The organism is Pseudomonas sp. GL-B-12, assembly GCF_019955895.1.
Classification (GTDB): Bacteria; Pseudomonadota; Gammaproteobacteria; order Pseudomonadales; family Pseudomonadaceae; genus Aquipseudomonas.
In genome coordinates this window covers 39,564-55,807 of record NZ_JAHBCX010000031.1, presented here as the reverse complement: position 1 = coordinate 55,807, position 16,244 = coordinate 39,564, and the positions used below count along the sequence as shown (strand labels likewise).

Genomic DNA, 16,244 nt, shown 5'->3' with positions numbered 1-16,244 from the left:
CCACCACCCCCGCGACGCCTCACGCCACCGGCATCAACTTCGCGTAAGCCTGCAAATGGTGATCGTCGTCGCCGAATTGGCGCGCCACCATCAGCAAATGCTTGGCATGGTGCGACAGCATGTATTCCCAGGTCAGGCCGATACCGCCGTGCAACTGGATGCTTTGGTCCGCGACAAAACGGCTGGCGCGGCTGACGATGAACTTGGCCGCTGCCAGGATGCGGCTGCGCTCGTCACTGTCGGCCTGATCGGCCACGCAGGCGGCGAGCAGGGTTATCGAGGTGGCCTGGTCCAGTTCGATGCGCATATCCACCATGCGGTGTTGCAGCACCTGGAACTTGCCGATGGGCTGACCGAACTGCTGGCGGGTTTTCAGGAAATCGAGGGTCAACGCGCACGCCGCTTCCATGCTGCCAACAGCCTCAGCGCATTGCGCGGCGATGCAACGACCTTGCTGATAACGCAGCGCTGGCAAGGCCTGCCCCACTTCGCCGAGTACCGCACTGCTTTTGACGAACACGTCCTCAAGGTACAGCTCGCAGGCCATCCGCCCATCCAGTGTGTCAAAGTCGCGTCGACTGACGCCGTTGTCTTGCGGGTCGACCAGGAACAGTGTGATGCCCTTCTCGTCCCGAACACCGCCGCTGGTGCGCGCCGACACCAGAATCAGCCCGGCGCTTTGGCCACCGATAATCACCGACTTGCGGCCACTAAGTTTCCAGCCGCCGCTGACTGGCTCGGCGATGGTCTGAACGTCGTGCAACTGGTAGTGACTCTGCGGCTCATCGAGGGCCACGGCCAGTTGCAGGCTGGCGCTGCCGACTTGCGGCAACAGCGTGTCTTTCTGGGCTGCGCAGCCCAACTGCTCGACCAGGCCGCCGGCGAAAATCACCGAGTGCAGGTAAGGCTCCAGGCACAGCCCCCGGCCCAGTTCGGTCATGATCAGCATGTTCTCCACACCGCTGCCACCATAGCCGCCATAGGCTTCGGCAAAGGGCACGGCGCACAGTCCGAGTTCACCCAGTTGCTGCATGAACGGGCCGCTGAATCCCTGCCTGCTTTGGCGGTATTGCTCGCGATGCTCAAAACCGTAAACGTCACGCACCAGGCGCGCGGCGGTTTCCTGCAGCATCAGCTGCTCTTCTGTCAGTTTGAAATCCATGGTCGTGGCGCCTTAGAGTTCGAGGATCATTTTCGCGATGATGTTCTTCTGGATTTCATTGGCGCCGCCATAGATCGAGGCCTTGCGCGCATCCAGGTACTGGTAGGTGGCCGCGCTGCTGTAGTCGGTGTAGAGCAACGGTTCGCTGCCATAACCGAGCTCATCCTCGATGAACGGCAATGCATAGGGACCCACGGCCTTGCTGATCAGGTAGGTGATGGCCTGCCGAATCTCGGTGCCCTTGATCTTCAGGAACGAGCTTTCGGCACCGGGTACATCGCCGTTTTGTGTCGCCGCCAATGTGCGCAGGTTGCTCATTTCGGCTGCCATCAATTGCATGTCGACTTCGGCGATCTGCGCGCGGAACAACGGATCTTCGATCAGCGGCCGTCCGTCACGGACTTCCTGGCCGGCAATGCGCTTGAGCCGGGTGAGCAATGCCTTGTTCTGCGCGATCCCGCCGATGCTGGTGCGTTCGTGGGTCAGCAAGTACTTGGCGCAGGTCCAGCCCTCATTCTCTTGCCCCACCAGATTCGCCACCGGCACCCGCGCGTTGTCGAAGAACACCTCGTTGACTTCATGTTCGCCGTCCAGGGTGATGATCGGCCGCACCGTGATGCCCGGGGTCTTCATATCGATCAGCAGGAACGAAATGCCCCGTTGCTGACGAGCCTCGGGGTCGGTGCGCACCAGGCAGAACATCCAGTCGGCAAAGTGCGCCAAGGTGGTCCAGGTCTTCTGGCCATTGACCACGTAGTGATCGCCCTCGCGCACCGCGCGGGTTTTCAACGACGACAAATCAGAACCGGCACCCGGCTCGGAGTAGCCCTGGCACCACCAGTCCTCACAGGAAAGAATCCGGGGAAGGAAGTGTGCTTTTTGCTCGGTAGTGCCGAACTTGATGATCACTGGCGCGACCATTTTCAGGCCGAACGACACCACCTTCGGTGCGCCCGCGGCAAAGCATTCCTCGTCGAAAATATGCTTCTGCACCGCGTTCCAGCCGGTGCCGCCGAACTCGACGGGCCACCCCGGCGCGAGCCAGCCCTGGCGGTCGAGAATCTGCATCCATTGCACTTGATGCGTTTTGCTCAGGCGTTTGCCCAACGAAATTCGCTCGGACAGTTCGCCAGGCAAATTGTCGCGCAAGAAGGCCCGGACTTCCTGGCGAAAGGCCTGTTCCTGCACCGTGAATTCAATGTCCATCCATCCACTCCAAAAGCATTGGGGCTTACCCGCTCCCACAGGGGAACTGCGGTGTTTATTCGAAAACGATCACAGAGCGCGCCAGCTCACCGCGACGCAGTTCATCGAACGCCTCGTTGATCTGGTCCAGGCGGATGCGCTGGGAAATCATCTCGTCGAGCTTGAGCTTGCCGGACATGTAGAAATCCACCAGGCGCGGCATGTCGACCGGGAAGCGGTTGGAGCCCATCAGCGAACCCTGAATGCGCCGTTCGTGGAGCAATTGCAGCGGGTCGAGTTCGATCTTCAGGCCCGGCTTGAGCATGCCGATCACCGTGGCGGTACCGCCACGGGCCAACATGGCGAACGCCTGCTCGGCGGTCTGCTTGAGGCCGATGCATTCGAACGCGTGGTGCACACCGCCACGGGTCAGCTCCATCACCTGCTTGGCGGCATCACCGTCGCGGCCGTTGATCACATCGGTGGCGCCGAACTGCCTGGCCAGCTCCAGCTTCGAGTCGAGCATGTCGATGGCGATGATCCGCCCTGCCCCGGCCAGCGCCGCGCCGTTGATCGCGGCCAGGCCGATACCGCCGCAACCGATCACGGCCACGGTTTCGCCCGGCCGCACCTTGGCGGTGTTGAACACCGCGCCGGTACCGGTGGTGACCGCGCAACCGAGCAAGGCGGCGCGGTCCAGCGGCATGTCGCGGCGGATCGCCACACAGGCGTTTTCGTGCACCAGCATCTGCTCGGCGAACCCGGACAGGTTGACGAATTGCGGCATCGGTTTGTGCACGTAGGTCAGGCGCGGCTCTTCGTCCTTGCCACGTTTGGTTTCCGGCGACACGCAGCGCGCCAGATGGCCGGTCACGCAATGATCGCAGTGGCCACAGAACACAGTCAGGCAGGTGACCACATGATCGCCGGGCTTGACCGAACGCACTTCGGAGCCGACCTGCTCAACCACACCGGCGGCTTCATGCCCCAACACCATCGGGCCGGGATAGGGAAACGAGCCGTCGATGACGTGCAGGTCCGAGTGGCACACACCCACCGCTTTAGTGCGGATCAACACTTCGCGCGGACCCGGTTTGCTGATGCCCACCTCTTCGATGACCAGCGGGGCTCCAACCTGATGGAATACGGCAGCTTTCATGGCAGTTCTCTCAACAATGATGTGGGGTTCAGACCGGGTTGGCCGCTGTACGCAAGACGGCCTTGGCGTGGCTGAAAGTGCGGAAACCGTCGATGCCGTGGTAGGCACCCATGCCGCTCTGGCCGACGCCGCCGAATGGCAAACCTTCGGTGCTGGCGTGGCTCATCACGCCATTGAGGGTCACGCCACCGGAACAGGTGCGGCTGAGTACCTGGGCCTCTTCGGCGGCATCGTTACCGAAGTAGTACAAGGCCAGCGGACGCGGCCGCGCGTTGATCTGGGCGATGACCTCGCTGAGGGTTTCGTAGGGTTTGATTGGCAGCAACGGGCCGAAGATTTCGTCCTGCATGACCTGCAAATCGTCACCGGGGTTGCGCAGCAGCGTCGGCACGATCTTGTTCAGTGTCGATTGGCTGAAATCTTCAGCACCGGCGTTCAGTTCGATCAGCTCGACACCGGCGGCGCGGGCCTCGCTCAGGTAACCCTGCAAGCGTTCGAAATGCCGGGCGTTGATGATCGAGGTGTAGTCGGGGTTGTCCCTGAGCGTCGGGAAGAACTTCGCCACCACGGCTTTCGCCACGCCGATGAAGGCGTCCACCGACTCTTGCGGGACAAACACGTAGTCCGGCGCCACGCACAACTGGCCGGCGTTGAGCAGCTTGCCGATCACGACCTTGGCCACCGCATCGTTGAAGTCCGCCGAGCGCGAGATGATCGTCGGCGACTTGCCGCCCAGCTCCAGGGTCACCGGCACCAGGTTCTCCGCCGCGGCGCGCAACACGTGTTTGCCGATGCTAGTGGCACCGGTGAACAGCAGATGGTCGAACGGCTGGCCGCAGAACGCCTGGCCGACCTGCGCGCCGCCCAGAACCACCGCTACTTCATCTTCGGAGTACACCGAACGAATCAGACGGGCGATCAATGCCGAGGTGTGCGGATTGAATTCCGACGGTTTGATCATCACCCGGTTGCCCGCTGCCAACGCGCCGGCAAGCCCGCTGAACACCATGTAGCCGGGCACGTTCCAGGCGGTGACGATGCCGACCACGCCGAGCGGCTGGTATTGCACCCAGGCTTCACCGGCCCGGGCCTGGCGCTGTTCCGGGCGCATCCATTGCGCCAGTTCGGCTTTGGTCTGCTTGAGCGTGGCCAGTGGCGACAGCACTTCACTGCCCTTGGAGAAACCGGGGCTGCGATGGCCGAAATCGGCGGTCAGGGCGTCGATGATTTCCTGCTCATGATTGACCAGCAAACCGATCGCCCGGTCGAGCAACTCGCTGCGTTCTTCAAGGGTATAGGGTTCGCGGGCCTGGAAAGCCGCGCGTTGTTTTTCCAGGATCGTGCGGATGTCACAGCTCGTCGAACTCTCGATGGCGCTCATCACTACCTCTCTTGTTTTTGTCAGGACGCGGCCACGGTCGGGCTGCAATGCACAGGGTCTGGCTGCATGGTTGATCATCGCCGGCGCGGCGCCGCCACCCGGATCAGGTGGGTGGCGCAACGACGATGGATTCAAGCGAGGATGCCCATGGCCTTGGCGCTGTTGATGGCCTGGGTGCGACGGCACGCGCCGAGCTTGACGTTGATGTTCTTGGCGTGGGTTTTCACGGTGTTTTCCGAGATGAACAAGCGGCTGCCCACCTCACGTACCGACATGCCTTCGGCCAGCAACTTGAGCACCGAGACCTCGCGGGGCGTCAGGTCATCCTGGTAATCCGCCACGCCGGTCAGGCGAACCGGCGAAACCTTGTCGTCGTTGGCCGGTTGCTCGCGGGCGGCGATCCGGGCTTTCTGCCGTGCGATCGGCCCTTGGTAACATGCAGCGTGGATCTTGCCCCAATGCATGCGCCGCTCGGCTTCGTACAAGTGCCAGCAGGCCTTTTCCGGGTCATGGCTGCGCGAAGCGATTTCCGACAACAGCAAGGGGGCGCAGCAGTCGCGGACCTGCAACAGCCCTGCCTGCACCACCACTTCGGCTTCGTGGGTATGGCCCTGTTGCAACAGCAACTCGCCTTGCGTGAACAGCAGCCGCCCGAGCAGCGGGTAAGGTTGCGCGCCCTTCACGGTCAGTCGGTTGAGCTCGCTTCGCACCAGCGATTGCGCCTGCCCCCATTGCCCCTGAAGCATCAGCAGGCGCGCCCGGTCGACGTTGACCAGCACTTCCGACTCATGACTGCCCTGGCGCCGGGCCAGCTCCAGTGAGTGATCCAGCAGCGACTGGGCCTCGACAAGGTCGCCGCCCTCCATCGCGATCCGCGCCAGGATGCAATGACACAGCAACACCGACAGCCAATCCTCCGCCGTCAGCTCGTCAAGGGCCGCCCGACAATGCAGGCGCGCCGAATCGGCATGGCCGCGCAATGCCTGCAAGGTGCCGTACAGCGCCTGCCAGTTCGCCAGCAGGCGCTGATTGCGCCGGGTATCGGGCAACGGCAGAAAGTGCCCGAGCCGCGCCAGGCAATCGGCGGCTTCGTCCAGCCGCCCACTGAACAACAGCGCCTTGGCACACAGGTAAATCAGGCGCGGGCTGCTGTGCAGCAACTGCGGTTCGATGCGCTCACGCCAGTCCATCAGCTTGCTCAGATGCCGTTCGCCGAGGATCCAGCTCAGCCACAAGCGCTCCATGTAATTGGCGGCCACCTCGGGCTGATCAGCGCACAACGCCTGCTCCACCGCCTCATCGACATGCCCCAGCACGCTGAGCAACTGACAAGCCCGCAGGCGCAGCCGATTCAACGGTGCTGCGCTCAACTGGTTTTGCAGGGCCTGTGCCACGGCGGGCAGCAGGCGATACCAACCGGGCTGTTGCTCGACCGGGAACAGAAATGCCCGGCAATCCAGCAGGCTGTGAAATACCCGGGCGCCCTGCTGGCCTTCCCATAACTGCTCGCAGAAGTCCGCGCTGAATCGGGACAAATGCGCGAGCCCACACAGGACCTCGCGCTGTTCCTGGCTCAGCCGCAACAACAGTTCGCGCTCAAGGTATTGGCCGAGCAAGGGTGACGACCGTACCTGCTCCAGAGAAAGCGACAGGCGAATACCGGCGCACCACCCGCCTGTCTCATGCCAGAGTTTTTCTCTGGCCGGTGCATCGGTGTGCGGCGCCAGGGCATCGATCAGCGATTCGAACTCATCGGGGCGCAGGGCCAGTTGCCCGGCGCCCAGCTCCTGCAACTGGCCGGTCAGCATCAAGCGCGGCAGATTCCAGTCCGGGCGCTGGCGGCAGGTGACCAACACGTGCAGTAGCGGGTTTTTGAGGGACAGGAGTTGGTCGAACCAGTGGTTCAGGTCTGTGGGCATATCGACGGGAAGATCGTCGAATACCAGGTGGATTGGGGCTACCTCAAGGGCCTCATCGCGAGCAGGCTCGCTCCTACAGTTAACCGCGTTCCCCTGTAGGAGCGAGCCTGCTCGCGATAGCAATAGCTCAGGCACCACAGCTCTTGAATCGAGAAACGCCAATACCGCATCCGGCGCAGTATCAGCCGCCAACCCCAATTCACCCGCCAATCCTGAAATGAAGTGCTCCAGCGTCTGCGGCTGTGCGCCCAAAGACATCCAGACCACTTGCCCCGGCGGGGCAATGCCTTGCAAATACTGCTGCAACAATGACGTCTTGCCATATCCGGCAGGCGCGCAAAGCAGTTGCAAGCGGCACTGTTTGCCCTCAAGTGCATCGATCAGATGCGGCCGTGGCACAAACATGGCGGACCTCGCTGATGGGAAGTGGACTCCATCATTGAACCGGACACCGGTTTGCGCGCCACCCGCATCAGGTGGGTGCAAGGCTCGCCATGCACAACGCCCTGCGAACAGGGCGTTGCTTGAGGCGGGAACGAACAGTCAGCGAATGCCGTCGTTGCGCAGCGCAGCCGGGGTGAAGTCGGTCATCTTCGCGGTCAGACCATAGGTGGTGGCATGCCTGGACTGGTTGGTCATGGCCAGCACGTTGTAGCGGCCGGCGATCAGGTCGTAGATGCCAAGCATCGCGAAGTTCGGCGCGCCACGCTCGTAATCGTTGATCGCATAACCTTCCGCCACCCGCCATAGCTGGCCACGACCGTCGTAGTGATCGACCTCGGCCAGTTGCCAGGTGTCCTCGTCAAAGTACATGTCACGCTTGGCATACACGTGACGCTGACCGGGCTTGAGCGTGGCCTGCACGTGCCAGACGCGGTGCAATTCGTAGCGCGTCAGGTCCTGGTTGATGTGCCCCGGCTTGATGATGTCGTCGTACTTGACCTTCGGCGACTGCAATTTGTAGTTGTTGTACGGGATGTACAGCTCCTGTTTGCCCACCAGTTTCCAGTCATAACGATCCGGTGCACCGTTCATCATGTCCGTGTTGTCGGCGGTGCGCATGCCGTCGGAGCCGTTGCCCGGGCCATCGTAAGCCACTTGCGGTGCCCGCCGTACGCGGCGCTGGCCGGCGTTGTAGACCCACGCCAGGCGCGGTTCCTTGACCTGGTCGATAGTCTCGTGGATCAGGATCACGCTGCCGGCCATGCGCGACGGCGCGGTGATTTCCTGCTTGTAGTAGTACAGGACGTTATCGGCCTGCCCCGCATCGACGCCTTCCATCAATTGCGGGAAGGCCAGTTTGTCTTCGTATTCGACGATGGAGTAAGAACCGTTGGTTTGCGGAGCCGCCTGGGCCGCTATACGTTCCATGTTGCCGCCGCGATAACGGTTGGTGTGGTTCCAGTAGATCTCCACGCCGTTCTTCGGAATCGGGAACGGGTAGTAGCGGGTCTGGGTGAAGTTCACCAGGCCGTTGCCATCGGGCGTCAGCTCGGTGGTCACCGCGCTCTTTTTCGCGATGTCATAGACGTTCTGCGGTGACGCCGCGGTGCGCTGGGTCTTGTACACCGGGATCTTGTAGCTGTCCGGATAGCGCTTGAACATCGCCAGCTGGCCCGGGGTCAGCTTGTCCTTGTACTGGTCGACGTTGGCTGCCGTGATCACGAACTGCGGTTTTTCACCGGCAAACGGATCGCCGAGAAAACCATTGTCGAGTGCCGCCGCACCGGGGTTGAGGCCCCCGATCCAGGCCGGAATGCTGCCGTTGACATTGCCCTCTTTCTGCGCCCCCAACGGCGTCAGCGTAGTCCCCAGTTGCGCCGCCTCCTGCGGAGAAACCGCGGCCATCACACCGCTGGCCAGCAACGACAGACTCAGTGCGCCAGCGCGCAGAATTAAACGTGCGTTCATGTTCAGTTTCCTCTGGCAGGGTTGCATCAGAAATTCACGCCGAAGCTCAGCGCGGCGTAGTCGCGGTCGACGTTGGTGTTGAAATCGCCACCAAAGTAGTTGGTGTAACTCAGACTGGCGGTGTAGGTGTTCTGGTAGTCGGCGTCGACACCGAGGCTCACGGCCTTGGAGCCTTCATCGAAGTTCGGGCCGAAACCCTGCACGTCGTGAGACCAGGCAAGGTTCGGCGACAGGTTGATACCGGCGATCACGTTCGGGTAATCGAGCTTGCCGCGCAGGCGATAACCCCAACTGCTGCTGGTGTAGAAGCCATCGTTGTTGCACTCCTGCGCCGGGTTGCTGGCGTTGGGCAGGCCCGCTGCGGTCCCACGGCAAGTGGCCGCCCCCGCTGCGCCCGGCAGTTCGCCGGAACCGAAGGCCGGGCTGCGACCGAAGCGCAGGTCCGTACCGTCCGCCTTGCCCAGGCCGTTGATCTTGTTGTAACCCACCTCGCCCACCAGGGTCAGGCGACTGGCGCCGAAGACCTGATCGAAGAACTGCGTGGCGGTCACCTGCGCCTGGGTCACCGGCATGCGCTTGTAGCCGTTGACCTCGGCCCCCAGAGTGCGTCCGGCGAAACCGGTGGTGATCAGCGGTGACGTTGCGCCGAAGGTCGCGGCGGACAACAGGTCAGCGGTGTTCAGCTGCAGCGGCATGTTTGGCCGGTAGCTGAGTTCGCCACCGAGCGATACGCCGGCGACGTTGGTCTGGAAGCTCAAGCCATACAGACGAATGTCTTCCGGATAATCGATGAAGTAACGCGCACTGCGCGCCGAGGCCACGCCACCGGCCGGGTTGCTCATCTGATTGATGCTCAGGAACGGGTTGCGACTGTGGTAGTTCATCGCGTAGGCACCGAACTCGGTGTCGTTGGCTTCCGGCACATACCAGCGCAGCGCCAGGCCATACTGGCCACCGTCGCGGGCATCGTTGTCCTTCAGGCGCGGGATGAACGCGTCGTCGGTGCCGGCAGCAATGGCAGCCAAACCGCCGGTGTTCTTCGCGACACCCGGTGGCAGGTCGAGACCGGCGATCACCAGGCGGTCATCACAACCTTGCGGCACACCGTCATTGCCGAAGAACGTGCCGCAGTTATCGACCACCGACTTGTCCCATTGCAGTTGGTAGAAACCTTCAGCGGTGATGTTGTCGGCCAGGCCCTGGGACACATAGAGCAGGTTGACCGGGATCAGGCCTTCTTTCACTTCGGCACCCGGGCGACGCAGCGCGGCGACGTCAATCGGGTTGATGCTGTTGATCGAGTTGCCGATGAAGGTACTCTCGCCCCAGCTCACCACTTGCTTGCCCAGGCGCACATTGCCGACCTGATCGCCAATCGAGTAGTTGTGGTAGACGAAGCTGTCGAGGAACATCGCGCCGGACGACTTGGCCGCGCGGTCACGTCCCGAGTCGTCGATGTCATAGAACGGACGGCTCTCGTCCATCAGCTCGAAGTCGTACCAGTATTTGCCGCGCACGAAGGCGCCGCTGTCGCCGTACTTGAGTTCCAGGTCATGCACGCCCTTGAAGATCTTCGAGAAGGTTTCACCCTTCTTGAAGTTCAGGCGGTTGTCGTCGGTGGTCCGGGACGCAGATTTGCCGCCGGTGACACCCTGGGAGTTGAAGTTGGAGATGAATTGCTTGTCTGGATCAGCTGCCGACCAGCTCACGCCAATCGACAGCGACGAATCGAAACTGCCCTGAATTTCCCCGATATTGAAAGCCACAGCGTGAGCCTGATTGCTCGCACAAGTGGCAACCATCACAGCGACGGCCAGCAGACTCGGCTGGAAGACTCCGCGCATTGTTTTTGTTGTCATGCGGTTTCTCCGGTTAAGGATTAAGTGTTGGAGCGCCCATGCTAGCGGCGCTCCGTTGGGGGTCTCACACCCGAACGGGTGATTTGAAGCAGCGTTATTGATGGGGTTTTGTGCCGCGTAACAACCTGGTTTGAACGGCGCTCACCGTGCGTTACGCTCGGTGACACTCACCCGGTAAAAGTTGGTGCCCGCTTGTCGATAAACGCCGCCACGGCTTCGCGGTGGTCGGCGGTCTGGTGCGACAGCACCTGGAACGTCGCCGACATTTCCAGCAGCGTGTCGAGTCGGGTGTGCAAGGCCTCGCGCAACAAACGCTTGGCCAGGCGCACGGCGTGAGGTGGGTTGGCGGCAATCGACGCGGCGATGTCCCGCGCCGTATCCAGCAACTGCTCGGCGGGGACAACGCGGGACACCAGGTTCCATTGCTCGGCCTGGCGAGCGTCAATCATTTGTCCGGTCAGGGTCAGTTCGGTGGCGCGGGACAAACCGATGATGCGTGGCAACAACCAGGCACCGCCGTCGCCTGGAATGATCCCCAACTTGACGAAACTCTCGGCAAACTTCGCGTGCTCGGACGCCACGCGGATGTCACACATGCACGCCAGATCCAGCCCCGCACCAATGGCCGCGCCATTGACCGCGGCGATCACCGGTACTTCCAGATTGAACAACGCCAAGGGCAAGCGCTGAATGCCGGTGCGATATTCCTGACGCAATTGCATGCCCGACATCTGCGCGTAGCGATCCATGTCGCGCACGTTGCCACCGGAGCAGAACGCCGTACCGGCGCCGGTGATGATCACTGCACGCACACTGCTGTCGCGTTCGATTCGCTCAATGGCTTCGAGGAACTCCGGCACGGCGCTGTTGCCGGTCAGCGGGTTGCGTCGCTCGGGGTCATTCATTGTCAGGGTGACGACATGACCTTCCTGTTCGTATTTCAAAAACGCGCTCATGAATGATCCTCAGGCCGATGGGGACAGGGTGACGTGACGCACGAAATGGCTGGCGCAGGCATCCGGTTGTGCGAGAAACGCCTGGCCGACGATGCCGTTCCACCAGGTTTCCGAGCCGTCGCTGATGCGCCACTCGTGCAGGCGCCGGGTGAACAGTTGCAAGTCCAGTTCTTCGGTCACGCCGATGGCGCCGAACAGTGCGTGGGCGATGGCAGTGACTTGAGGCACAGCCATGCTGGTCCGCGCTTTGGCAATGGCCGTCGCCATCAGGTCCGGCACCTGCAAATCGCCGGCAAACGCCAGTTCAGCGGCGATGCGCGCGGCGGCCACTTGCTCGGCCATCACGCTGAGTTGATGCTGCACGGCCTGGAATTTGCCGATGGCCTTGCCGAACTGCACCCGGTCGTTGCAGTACTCCAGCGTCATGGCGAGAACCTGCTCCATGGCCCCGGCGATGGTGGCGGCGTGAATGGCGGCGTTGAACACACGTACTTCTTCGCCGTTATTGCCAATTGCGCTGCCGAGTGAATCCTGCGGCCAGTACAAGGTGGCGCATTGACTGCCGTGAACACCGGTGGACTCGCGGCGGGCGAGGCTGCAATCGAGCAGCAGCAACTCGCCTTCCAGGTTGACCAGGGCAAAATCAGCCAACAAACCAAACGCCACACGCGGCACACACAACAGGCCATCGGGCTGGCGACAGGCTGTGCCGGCCAGGGTCACCATGCCGGACGGTGGCGCGCTCGGGCAGTCACGTAGCAACGCACGGGCGGCAATGCTTTGCGCCGCCGGGACCGGCAGCGCGCAGCGACCGAAGGCGACAAAAATCGGCAGCAGTGCATTCAGCGCAAGTCCCGCTCCACCAGCGATTTCTGGCGTCAGCAATTCCAGAAAGCCGCTGTCTTCCAGGGCACTCCACAGCGTTGCGGCGCTGTCTCCGCCTTCCACAGCACGGACCAGTGCCGGCGTGCAAAAGTCGCTGAGGATCTTTTCAATGGCTTCAGTGAACATGAAGTTTTTCCTATTCGAGGTGCATCAGCGCAGGCCGAGGCCGCGGGCGATCATGCCGCGCAGGATTTCCCGGGTGCCGCCGCGCAACGAGAAAGTCGGCGCGACCTGGTTCAGGTAGGCGACCGTGCGGTACAGCTCCTCATCGACGGGTACATCCGGATGGGCACTGATCGCCGAGGCAATCGCTGACGGGATCGCCTGTTCGAATTCAGTGCCGATGTCCTTGACCAGTGCAGCTTCCACCACCGGGCTTTCGCCCCGGGCGAGCAACGCCGTCAGCGCCAGCGAGAGATTGCGCAGGCAGGTCAGCTGCGTGAGGAAACTGCCGAGCAACGCGGATTCCTGTGCAGTGGCGCCGTGACGGCGCAAGGTGTCGGCCCACAGATCGAGCAACACCACGCTGGAGTAGAAACGTTCCGGCCCGCTGCGCTCGAACGCGAGTTCGGCATTCACCTGCTTCCAGCCGCTGCCCTCCTCGCCCACCAACGCGTCTTCGCCAAGCAAGACGTCGTCGAAGGCGACTTCGGAGAAATGCGCGTCGCCCGCTAGGTCGACAATGGGACGCACGCTGATGCCTGGCTGCCTGAGGTCGATGATGAATTGCGACAGCCCGTTGTGACGGTCCTCGGGCGAACCACTGGTGCGCACCAGAGCGATCATGTAGTCGGCGTGATGGGCATTGGTGGTCCAGATCTTGCGCCCGCTCAGACGCCAGCCTTCAGGGCAAAGGGTGGCGCGGCTGCGCACGCTGGCCAGGTCAGACCCCGAGTTCGGTTCGCTCATGCCGATGCAGAAAAACGCCTTGCCGGCGCAGATGCGCGGCAGGAAAAAATCCTTCTGCGCGTCGTTGCCGAATTTCAGGATCAACGGCCCGCTCTGGCGGTCGGCGATCCAGTGTGCCGCCACCGGAGCACCGGCCGACAGCAGCTCTTCGACCAGCACAAAGCGACTGAATGCATCCAGCCCGGCACCGCCATAAGCGGCCGGCAAGGTCAGGCCGACCCAGCCACGTTGCGCCAGTTGGCGACTGAAACCGGCGTCGAAACCGGTCCAGCTGCGGGCCCGCACATCCGCCGGGACGCTCGGCAGATGCTCGGCCAGAAATCCTTTGACCTCGGCACGAAAGGCCTCGGCGTGTGGCGGTAGAGCGGTCAGGCGAAAGGCGTCGAGCAAGCTGCTCACTGGGCACCTCCACTGACTTTGCCGTACAGCGTCACCACGCATGCACCGCCCAGCCCGAGGTTATGGGCCATGGCCAGACGTGCACCGTCGACCTGGCGTTGATCGGCGCTGCCGCGCAATTGTCGGGTCAGCTCGTAGCACTGCGCCAGGCCGGTGGCGCCCAAGGGATGGCCCTTGGAAAGCAGGCCGCCGGACGGGTTGATGACGATCTGTCCGCCGTAGGTGTTGTCGCCGTCCATGACGAACTTCTCGGCCCCGCCCTCGGGGCAGAAACCCAGCGATTCGTAGCAGATCACTTCGTTCTGGGCGAAGCAGTCGTGCAGTTCGCAGACATCGATGTCCTGCGGGCCGACACCGGCCTTCTCGTAGACCTGGCCCACGGCGGCGTGGGTCATGTGGGTGCCGACCCAATCGAGCAGCGACGGCTGTTCGAAGTTGAAGGATTCCGGGGTGTCGGTGGTCATCGCCTGGGCGACGATTTCCACGTCGCGACGCAAGCCATGCTTTTTCGCAAAACGTTCGGACACCAGGATTGCCGCGGCACCACCGCAGGTTGGCGGGCAGGCCATCAGCCGCGTCATGACGCCTGGCAGAATCACCGGGTCGTTCATCACGTCTTCGACGCTGAGCACCTTGCGAAACAATGCGAGCGGGTTGTTGGCTGCATGACGGCTGGCCTTGGCGCGCACGGCGGCGAAGGTTTGCATTTTGGTGCCGTATTTGTGCATGTACTCGCGCCCGGCACCACCGAAGGTACGGATGGCCTGGGGCATGCCATCCATATCGGCGGTGAGACCGCGCAGGATCGGCAGGAAGCGCTCACGGGTTGGCGGGCGGTCGTCCCAGTGGGATTTCAATGCGCCGGCCTGCATCTGCTCGAAACCCACCGCCAATACGCAATCAGCCGAACCGGACTCGATGGCCTTGCGCGCCAGGAACAGCGCGGTGGAACCGGTGGAGCAGTTATTGTTGACGTTGACCACAGGAATCCCGGTCATGCCCACTTCGTACAGTACGGTCTGGCCGCAGGTGGAGTCGCCGTAGACATAACCGGCATACGCTTCTTGCACCAGTTTGTAGTCAATGCCCGCATCAGCCAGGGCCAGACGTACCGCTTCTGAACCCATCTGCACATAGGTCGGGCTGTCGCTGGGCTTGCGGAACGGGATCATGCCGACGCCGGCAACCAGTACTTTTTCGCTCATGGTGTCACCTGAAAATGAGGGGGAAGGATCACAACTGGCGCGCGATCAGTTCGCGCAATACTTCACTGGTGCCACCAAAGATGCGCGTCACGCGCATGTCGACGAAGGCGCGGGCAATCGGGTACTCGAGCATGTAGCCGTAGCCGCCGTGGAGCTGGACCATGTCGTCGATGCACTGCCAAAGCGTCTCGGTGGCGTACAGCTTGGCGATGGCCGACTCCTGCACGGTCAGGCGACGGCGCATGTGTTCGGCGATGTAGTGGTCGATGGTCAGGCGCACGGCGGTGGCCTTGGCCTTGATGTCGGCCAGCTTGAATTTGGTGTTCTGGAAGTCCCACACGGTCTGGTTGAAGGCCTTGCGGTCCTTGACGTACTCGACGGTCTGCTCCAGCAGGCGTTCGAGTTTGGCGGCGCAGTACAGGGCGATGACCAGGCGCTCTTGCGGCAACTCCTCCATCAAGTGCATGAAGCCTTTGTTTTCTTCACCGAGCAGGTTGCCCACCGGCACACGGACGTCGTCGAAGAACAACTCGGCGGTGTCGGCAGCGTGCTGGCCGACCTTCTCCAGCTTGCGGCCACGACGGAAACCCTCGCGATTGCACTCGACCATGATCAGGCTGCAACCCTTGGCGCCAGCGCTCGGGTCGGTCTTGCACACCACCACGACCATGTCGCAGGTCAGGCCGTTGCTGATGAAAGTCTTGCTGCCATTGATCACCCACTCGTCACCGTCGCGCACGGCGGTGGTGCGGATCGCCTTGAGGTCGGAACCGGTGCCCGGTTCGGTCATGGCCACCGCCAGCACGGTTTCGCCGGAGCAGATTTTCGGCAGCCATTGCTGCTTCTGCTCTTCGGTGCCCAGGCGCACGATGTAGGGGGCGACGATGTCCGAATGCACACCCAGGCTCCAGCCGGAGACACCGGCGCGGTACAGCTCTTCGATCAGCACCGCCGAGTGACCGAAGTCGCCACCGCCACCGCCGTATTCGGTGGGCACGGTGAGGCACAACAGGTTGTGGCGGCCAGCCTTGAGCCAGGTTTCCCGGTCGACCTGCCCGGCCTCGTCCCACTGCGCCTGCTTGGGCAGGCATTCACGCTCGAAGAAACGCCGCGCGGTTTCACGCAGCATTTCGTGGTCTTCACGGTAGACGGTACGGTTGATGTGCATCGGGATCTCCAGTGGGTTGCCAGGCAGGCACGCGCCTGGTTCGTGGGTCCACTGTATTGGCGGGGGGTGGGTGATGAAGCCACCCGGATCGGGTAGCGGATTTGCGGAACAGTTGTACGGAGGGCTTGAAATGAAACACCATCAAG

12 protein-coding genes are annotated in these 16,244 nt (G+C 62.4%); all 12 read right to left on the bottom strand.

Translation table 11 applies throughout. The features are described from left to right. Positions 1–19: 19 nt before the first annotated feature. A complete protein-coding gene (locus tag KGA85_RS17500; protein WP_223456032.1) occupies positions 20–1,162 on the bottom strand; it encodes an acyl-CoA dehydrogenase family protein in 1,143 nt (380 codons plus the stop codon). A gap of 12 nt (positions 1,163–1,174) precedes the next feature. Continuing rightward, positions 1,175–2,368 carry an acyl-CoA dehydrogenase family protein gene (locus KGA85_RS17495; protein WP_223456033.1) on the bottom strand — a complete coding sequence of 398 codons (1,194 nt, stop codon included), beginning with the start codon at positions 2,366–2,368 and terminating at the stop codon, positions 1,175–1,177. A gap of 55 nt (positions 2,369–2,423) precedes the next feature. Further along, a complete protein-coding gene (locus KGA85_RS17490) occupies positions 2,424–3,506 on the bottom strand; it encodes a Zn-dependent alcohol dehydrogenase (protein WP_046040422.1) in 1,083 nt (360 codons plus the stop codon). Between the two features lie 28 nt (positions 3,507–3,534). Further along, positions 3,535–4,965 (bottom strand): coniferyl aldehyde dehydrogenase, encoded by a 1,431-nt coding sequence (locus KGA85_RS17485; RefSeq protein WP_223456071.1) that lies wholly within the window; start codon positions 4,963–4,965, stop codon positions 3,535–3,537. 53 nt (positions 4,966–5,018) lie between these two features. After that, positions 5,019–7,211 carry a LuxR C-terminal-related transcriptional regulator gene (locus tag KGA85_RS17480; protein WP_223543271.1) on the bottom strand — a complete coding sequence of 731 codons (2,193 nt, stop codon included), beginning with the start codon at positions 7,209–7,211 and terminating at the stop codon, positions 5,019–5,021. A 138-nt stretch (positions 7,212–7,349) separates the two neighbouring features. Continuing rightward, positions 7,350–8,717, bottom strand: a complete 1,368-nt coding sequence (locus KGA85_RS17475; RefSeq protein ID WP_223456035.1) for a DUF1329 domain-containing protein — start codon at positions 8,715–8,717, stop codon at positions 7,350–7,352. A gap of 26 nt (positions 8,718–8,743) precedes the next feature. Continuing rightward, positions 8,744–10,576 carry a DUF1302 domain-containing protein gene (locus KGA85_RS17470; RefSeq protein ID WP_223456036.1) on the bottom strand — a complete coding sequence of 611 codons (1,833 nt, stop codon included), beginning with the start codon at positions 10,574–10,576 and terminating at the stop codon, positions 8,744–8,746. A 167-nt stretch (positions 10,577–10,743) separates the two neighbouring features. Beyond that, positions 10,744–11,532: a crotonase/enoyl-CoA hydratase family protein gene (locus tag KGA85_RS17465; RefSeq protein WP_223456037.1), complete on the bottom strand. Its 789-nt coding sequence runs from the start codon at positions 11,530–11,532 to the stop codon at positions 10,744–10,746. 9 nt (positions 11,533–11,541) lie between these two features. After that, positions 11,542–12,543, bottom strand: a complete 1,002-nt coding sequence (locus KGA85_RS17460) for an acyl-CoA dehydrogenase family protein (protein WP_223456038.1) — start codon at positions 12,541–12,543, stop codon at positions 11,542–11,544. 24 nt (positions 12,544–12,567) lie between these two features. Beyond that, a complete protein-coding gene (locus tag KGA85_RS17455; protein ID WP_223456039.1) occupies positions 12,568–13,725 on the bottom strand; it encodes an acyl-CoA dehydrogenase family protein in 1,158 nt (385 codons plus the stop codon). After that, entirely contained in the window at positions 13,722–14,930 is a 1,209-nt protein-coding gene (locus KGA85_RS17450) for a lipid-transfer protein (protein WP_223456040.1), read from the bottom strand. The genes KGA85_RS17455 and KGA85_RS17450 overlap by 4 nt, the downstream gene beginning before the upstream one ends. A 28-nt stretch (positions 14,931–14,958) precedes the next feature. After that, positions 14,959–16,098, bottom strand: a complete 1,140-nt coding sequence (locus KGA85_RS17445) for an acyl-CoA dehydrogenase family protein (RefSeq protein ID WP_046040411.1) — start codon at positions 16,096–16,098, stop codon at positions 14,959–14,961. Positions 16,099–16,244 lie beyond the last annotated feature (146 nt).

Excerpts from the sequence above, each read along its gene's own strand:
- KGA85_RS17500 (WP_223456032.1), bottom strand. The coding sequence starts at position 1,162 with ATGGATTTCAAACTGACAGAAGAGCAGCTGATGCTGCAGGAAACCGCC.
- KGA85_RS17495 (WP_223456033.1), bottom strand. The coding sequence starts at position 2,368 with ATGGACATTGAATTCACGGTGCAGGAACAGGCCTTTCGCCAGGAAGTC.
- KGA85_RS17490 (WP_046040422.1), bottom strand. The coding sequence starts at position 3,506 with ATGAAAGCTGCCGTATTCCATCAGGTTGGAGCCCCGCTGGTCATCGAA.
- KGA85_RS17485 (WP_223456071.1), bottom strand. The coding sequence starts at position 4,965 with ATGATCAACCATGCAGCCAGACCCTGTGCATTGCAGCCCGACCGTGGC.
- KGA85_RS17480 (WP_223543271.1), bottom strand. The coding sequence starts at position 7,211 with ATGTTTGTGCCACGGCCGCATCTGATCGATGCACTTGAGGGCAAACAG.
- KGA85_RS17475 (WP_223456035.1), bottom strand. The coding sequence starts at position 8,717 with ATGAACGCACGTTTAATTCTGCGCGCTGGCGCACTGAGTCTGTCGTTG.
- KGA85_RS17470 (WP_223456036.1), bottom strand. The coding sequence starts at position 10,576 with ATGACAACAAAAACAATGCGCGGAGTCTTCCAGCCGAGTCTGCTGGCC.
- KGA85_RS17465 (WP_223456037.1), bottom strand. The coding sequence starts at position 11,532 with ATGAGCGCGTTTTTGAAATACGAACAGGAAGGTCATGTCGTCACCCTG.
- KGA85_RS17460 (WP_223456038.1), bottom strand. The coding sequence starts at position 12,543 with ATGTTCACTGAAGCCATTGAAAAGATCCTCAGCGACTTTTGCACGCCG.
- KGA85_RS17450 (WP_223456040.1), bottom strand. The coding sequence starts at position 14,930 with ATGAGCGAAAAAGTACTGGTTGCCGGCGTCGGCATGATCCCGTTCCGC.
- KGA85_RS17445 (WP_046040411.1), bottom strand. The coding sequence starts at position 16,098 with ATGCACATCAACCGTACCGTCTACCGTGAAGACCACGAAATGCTGCGT.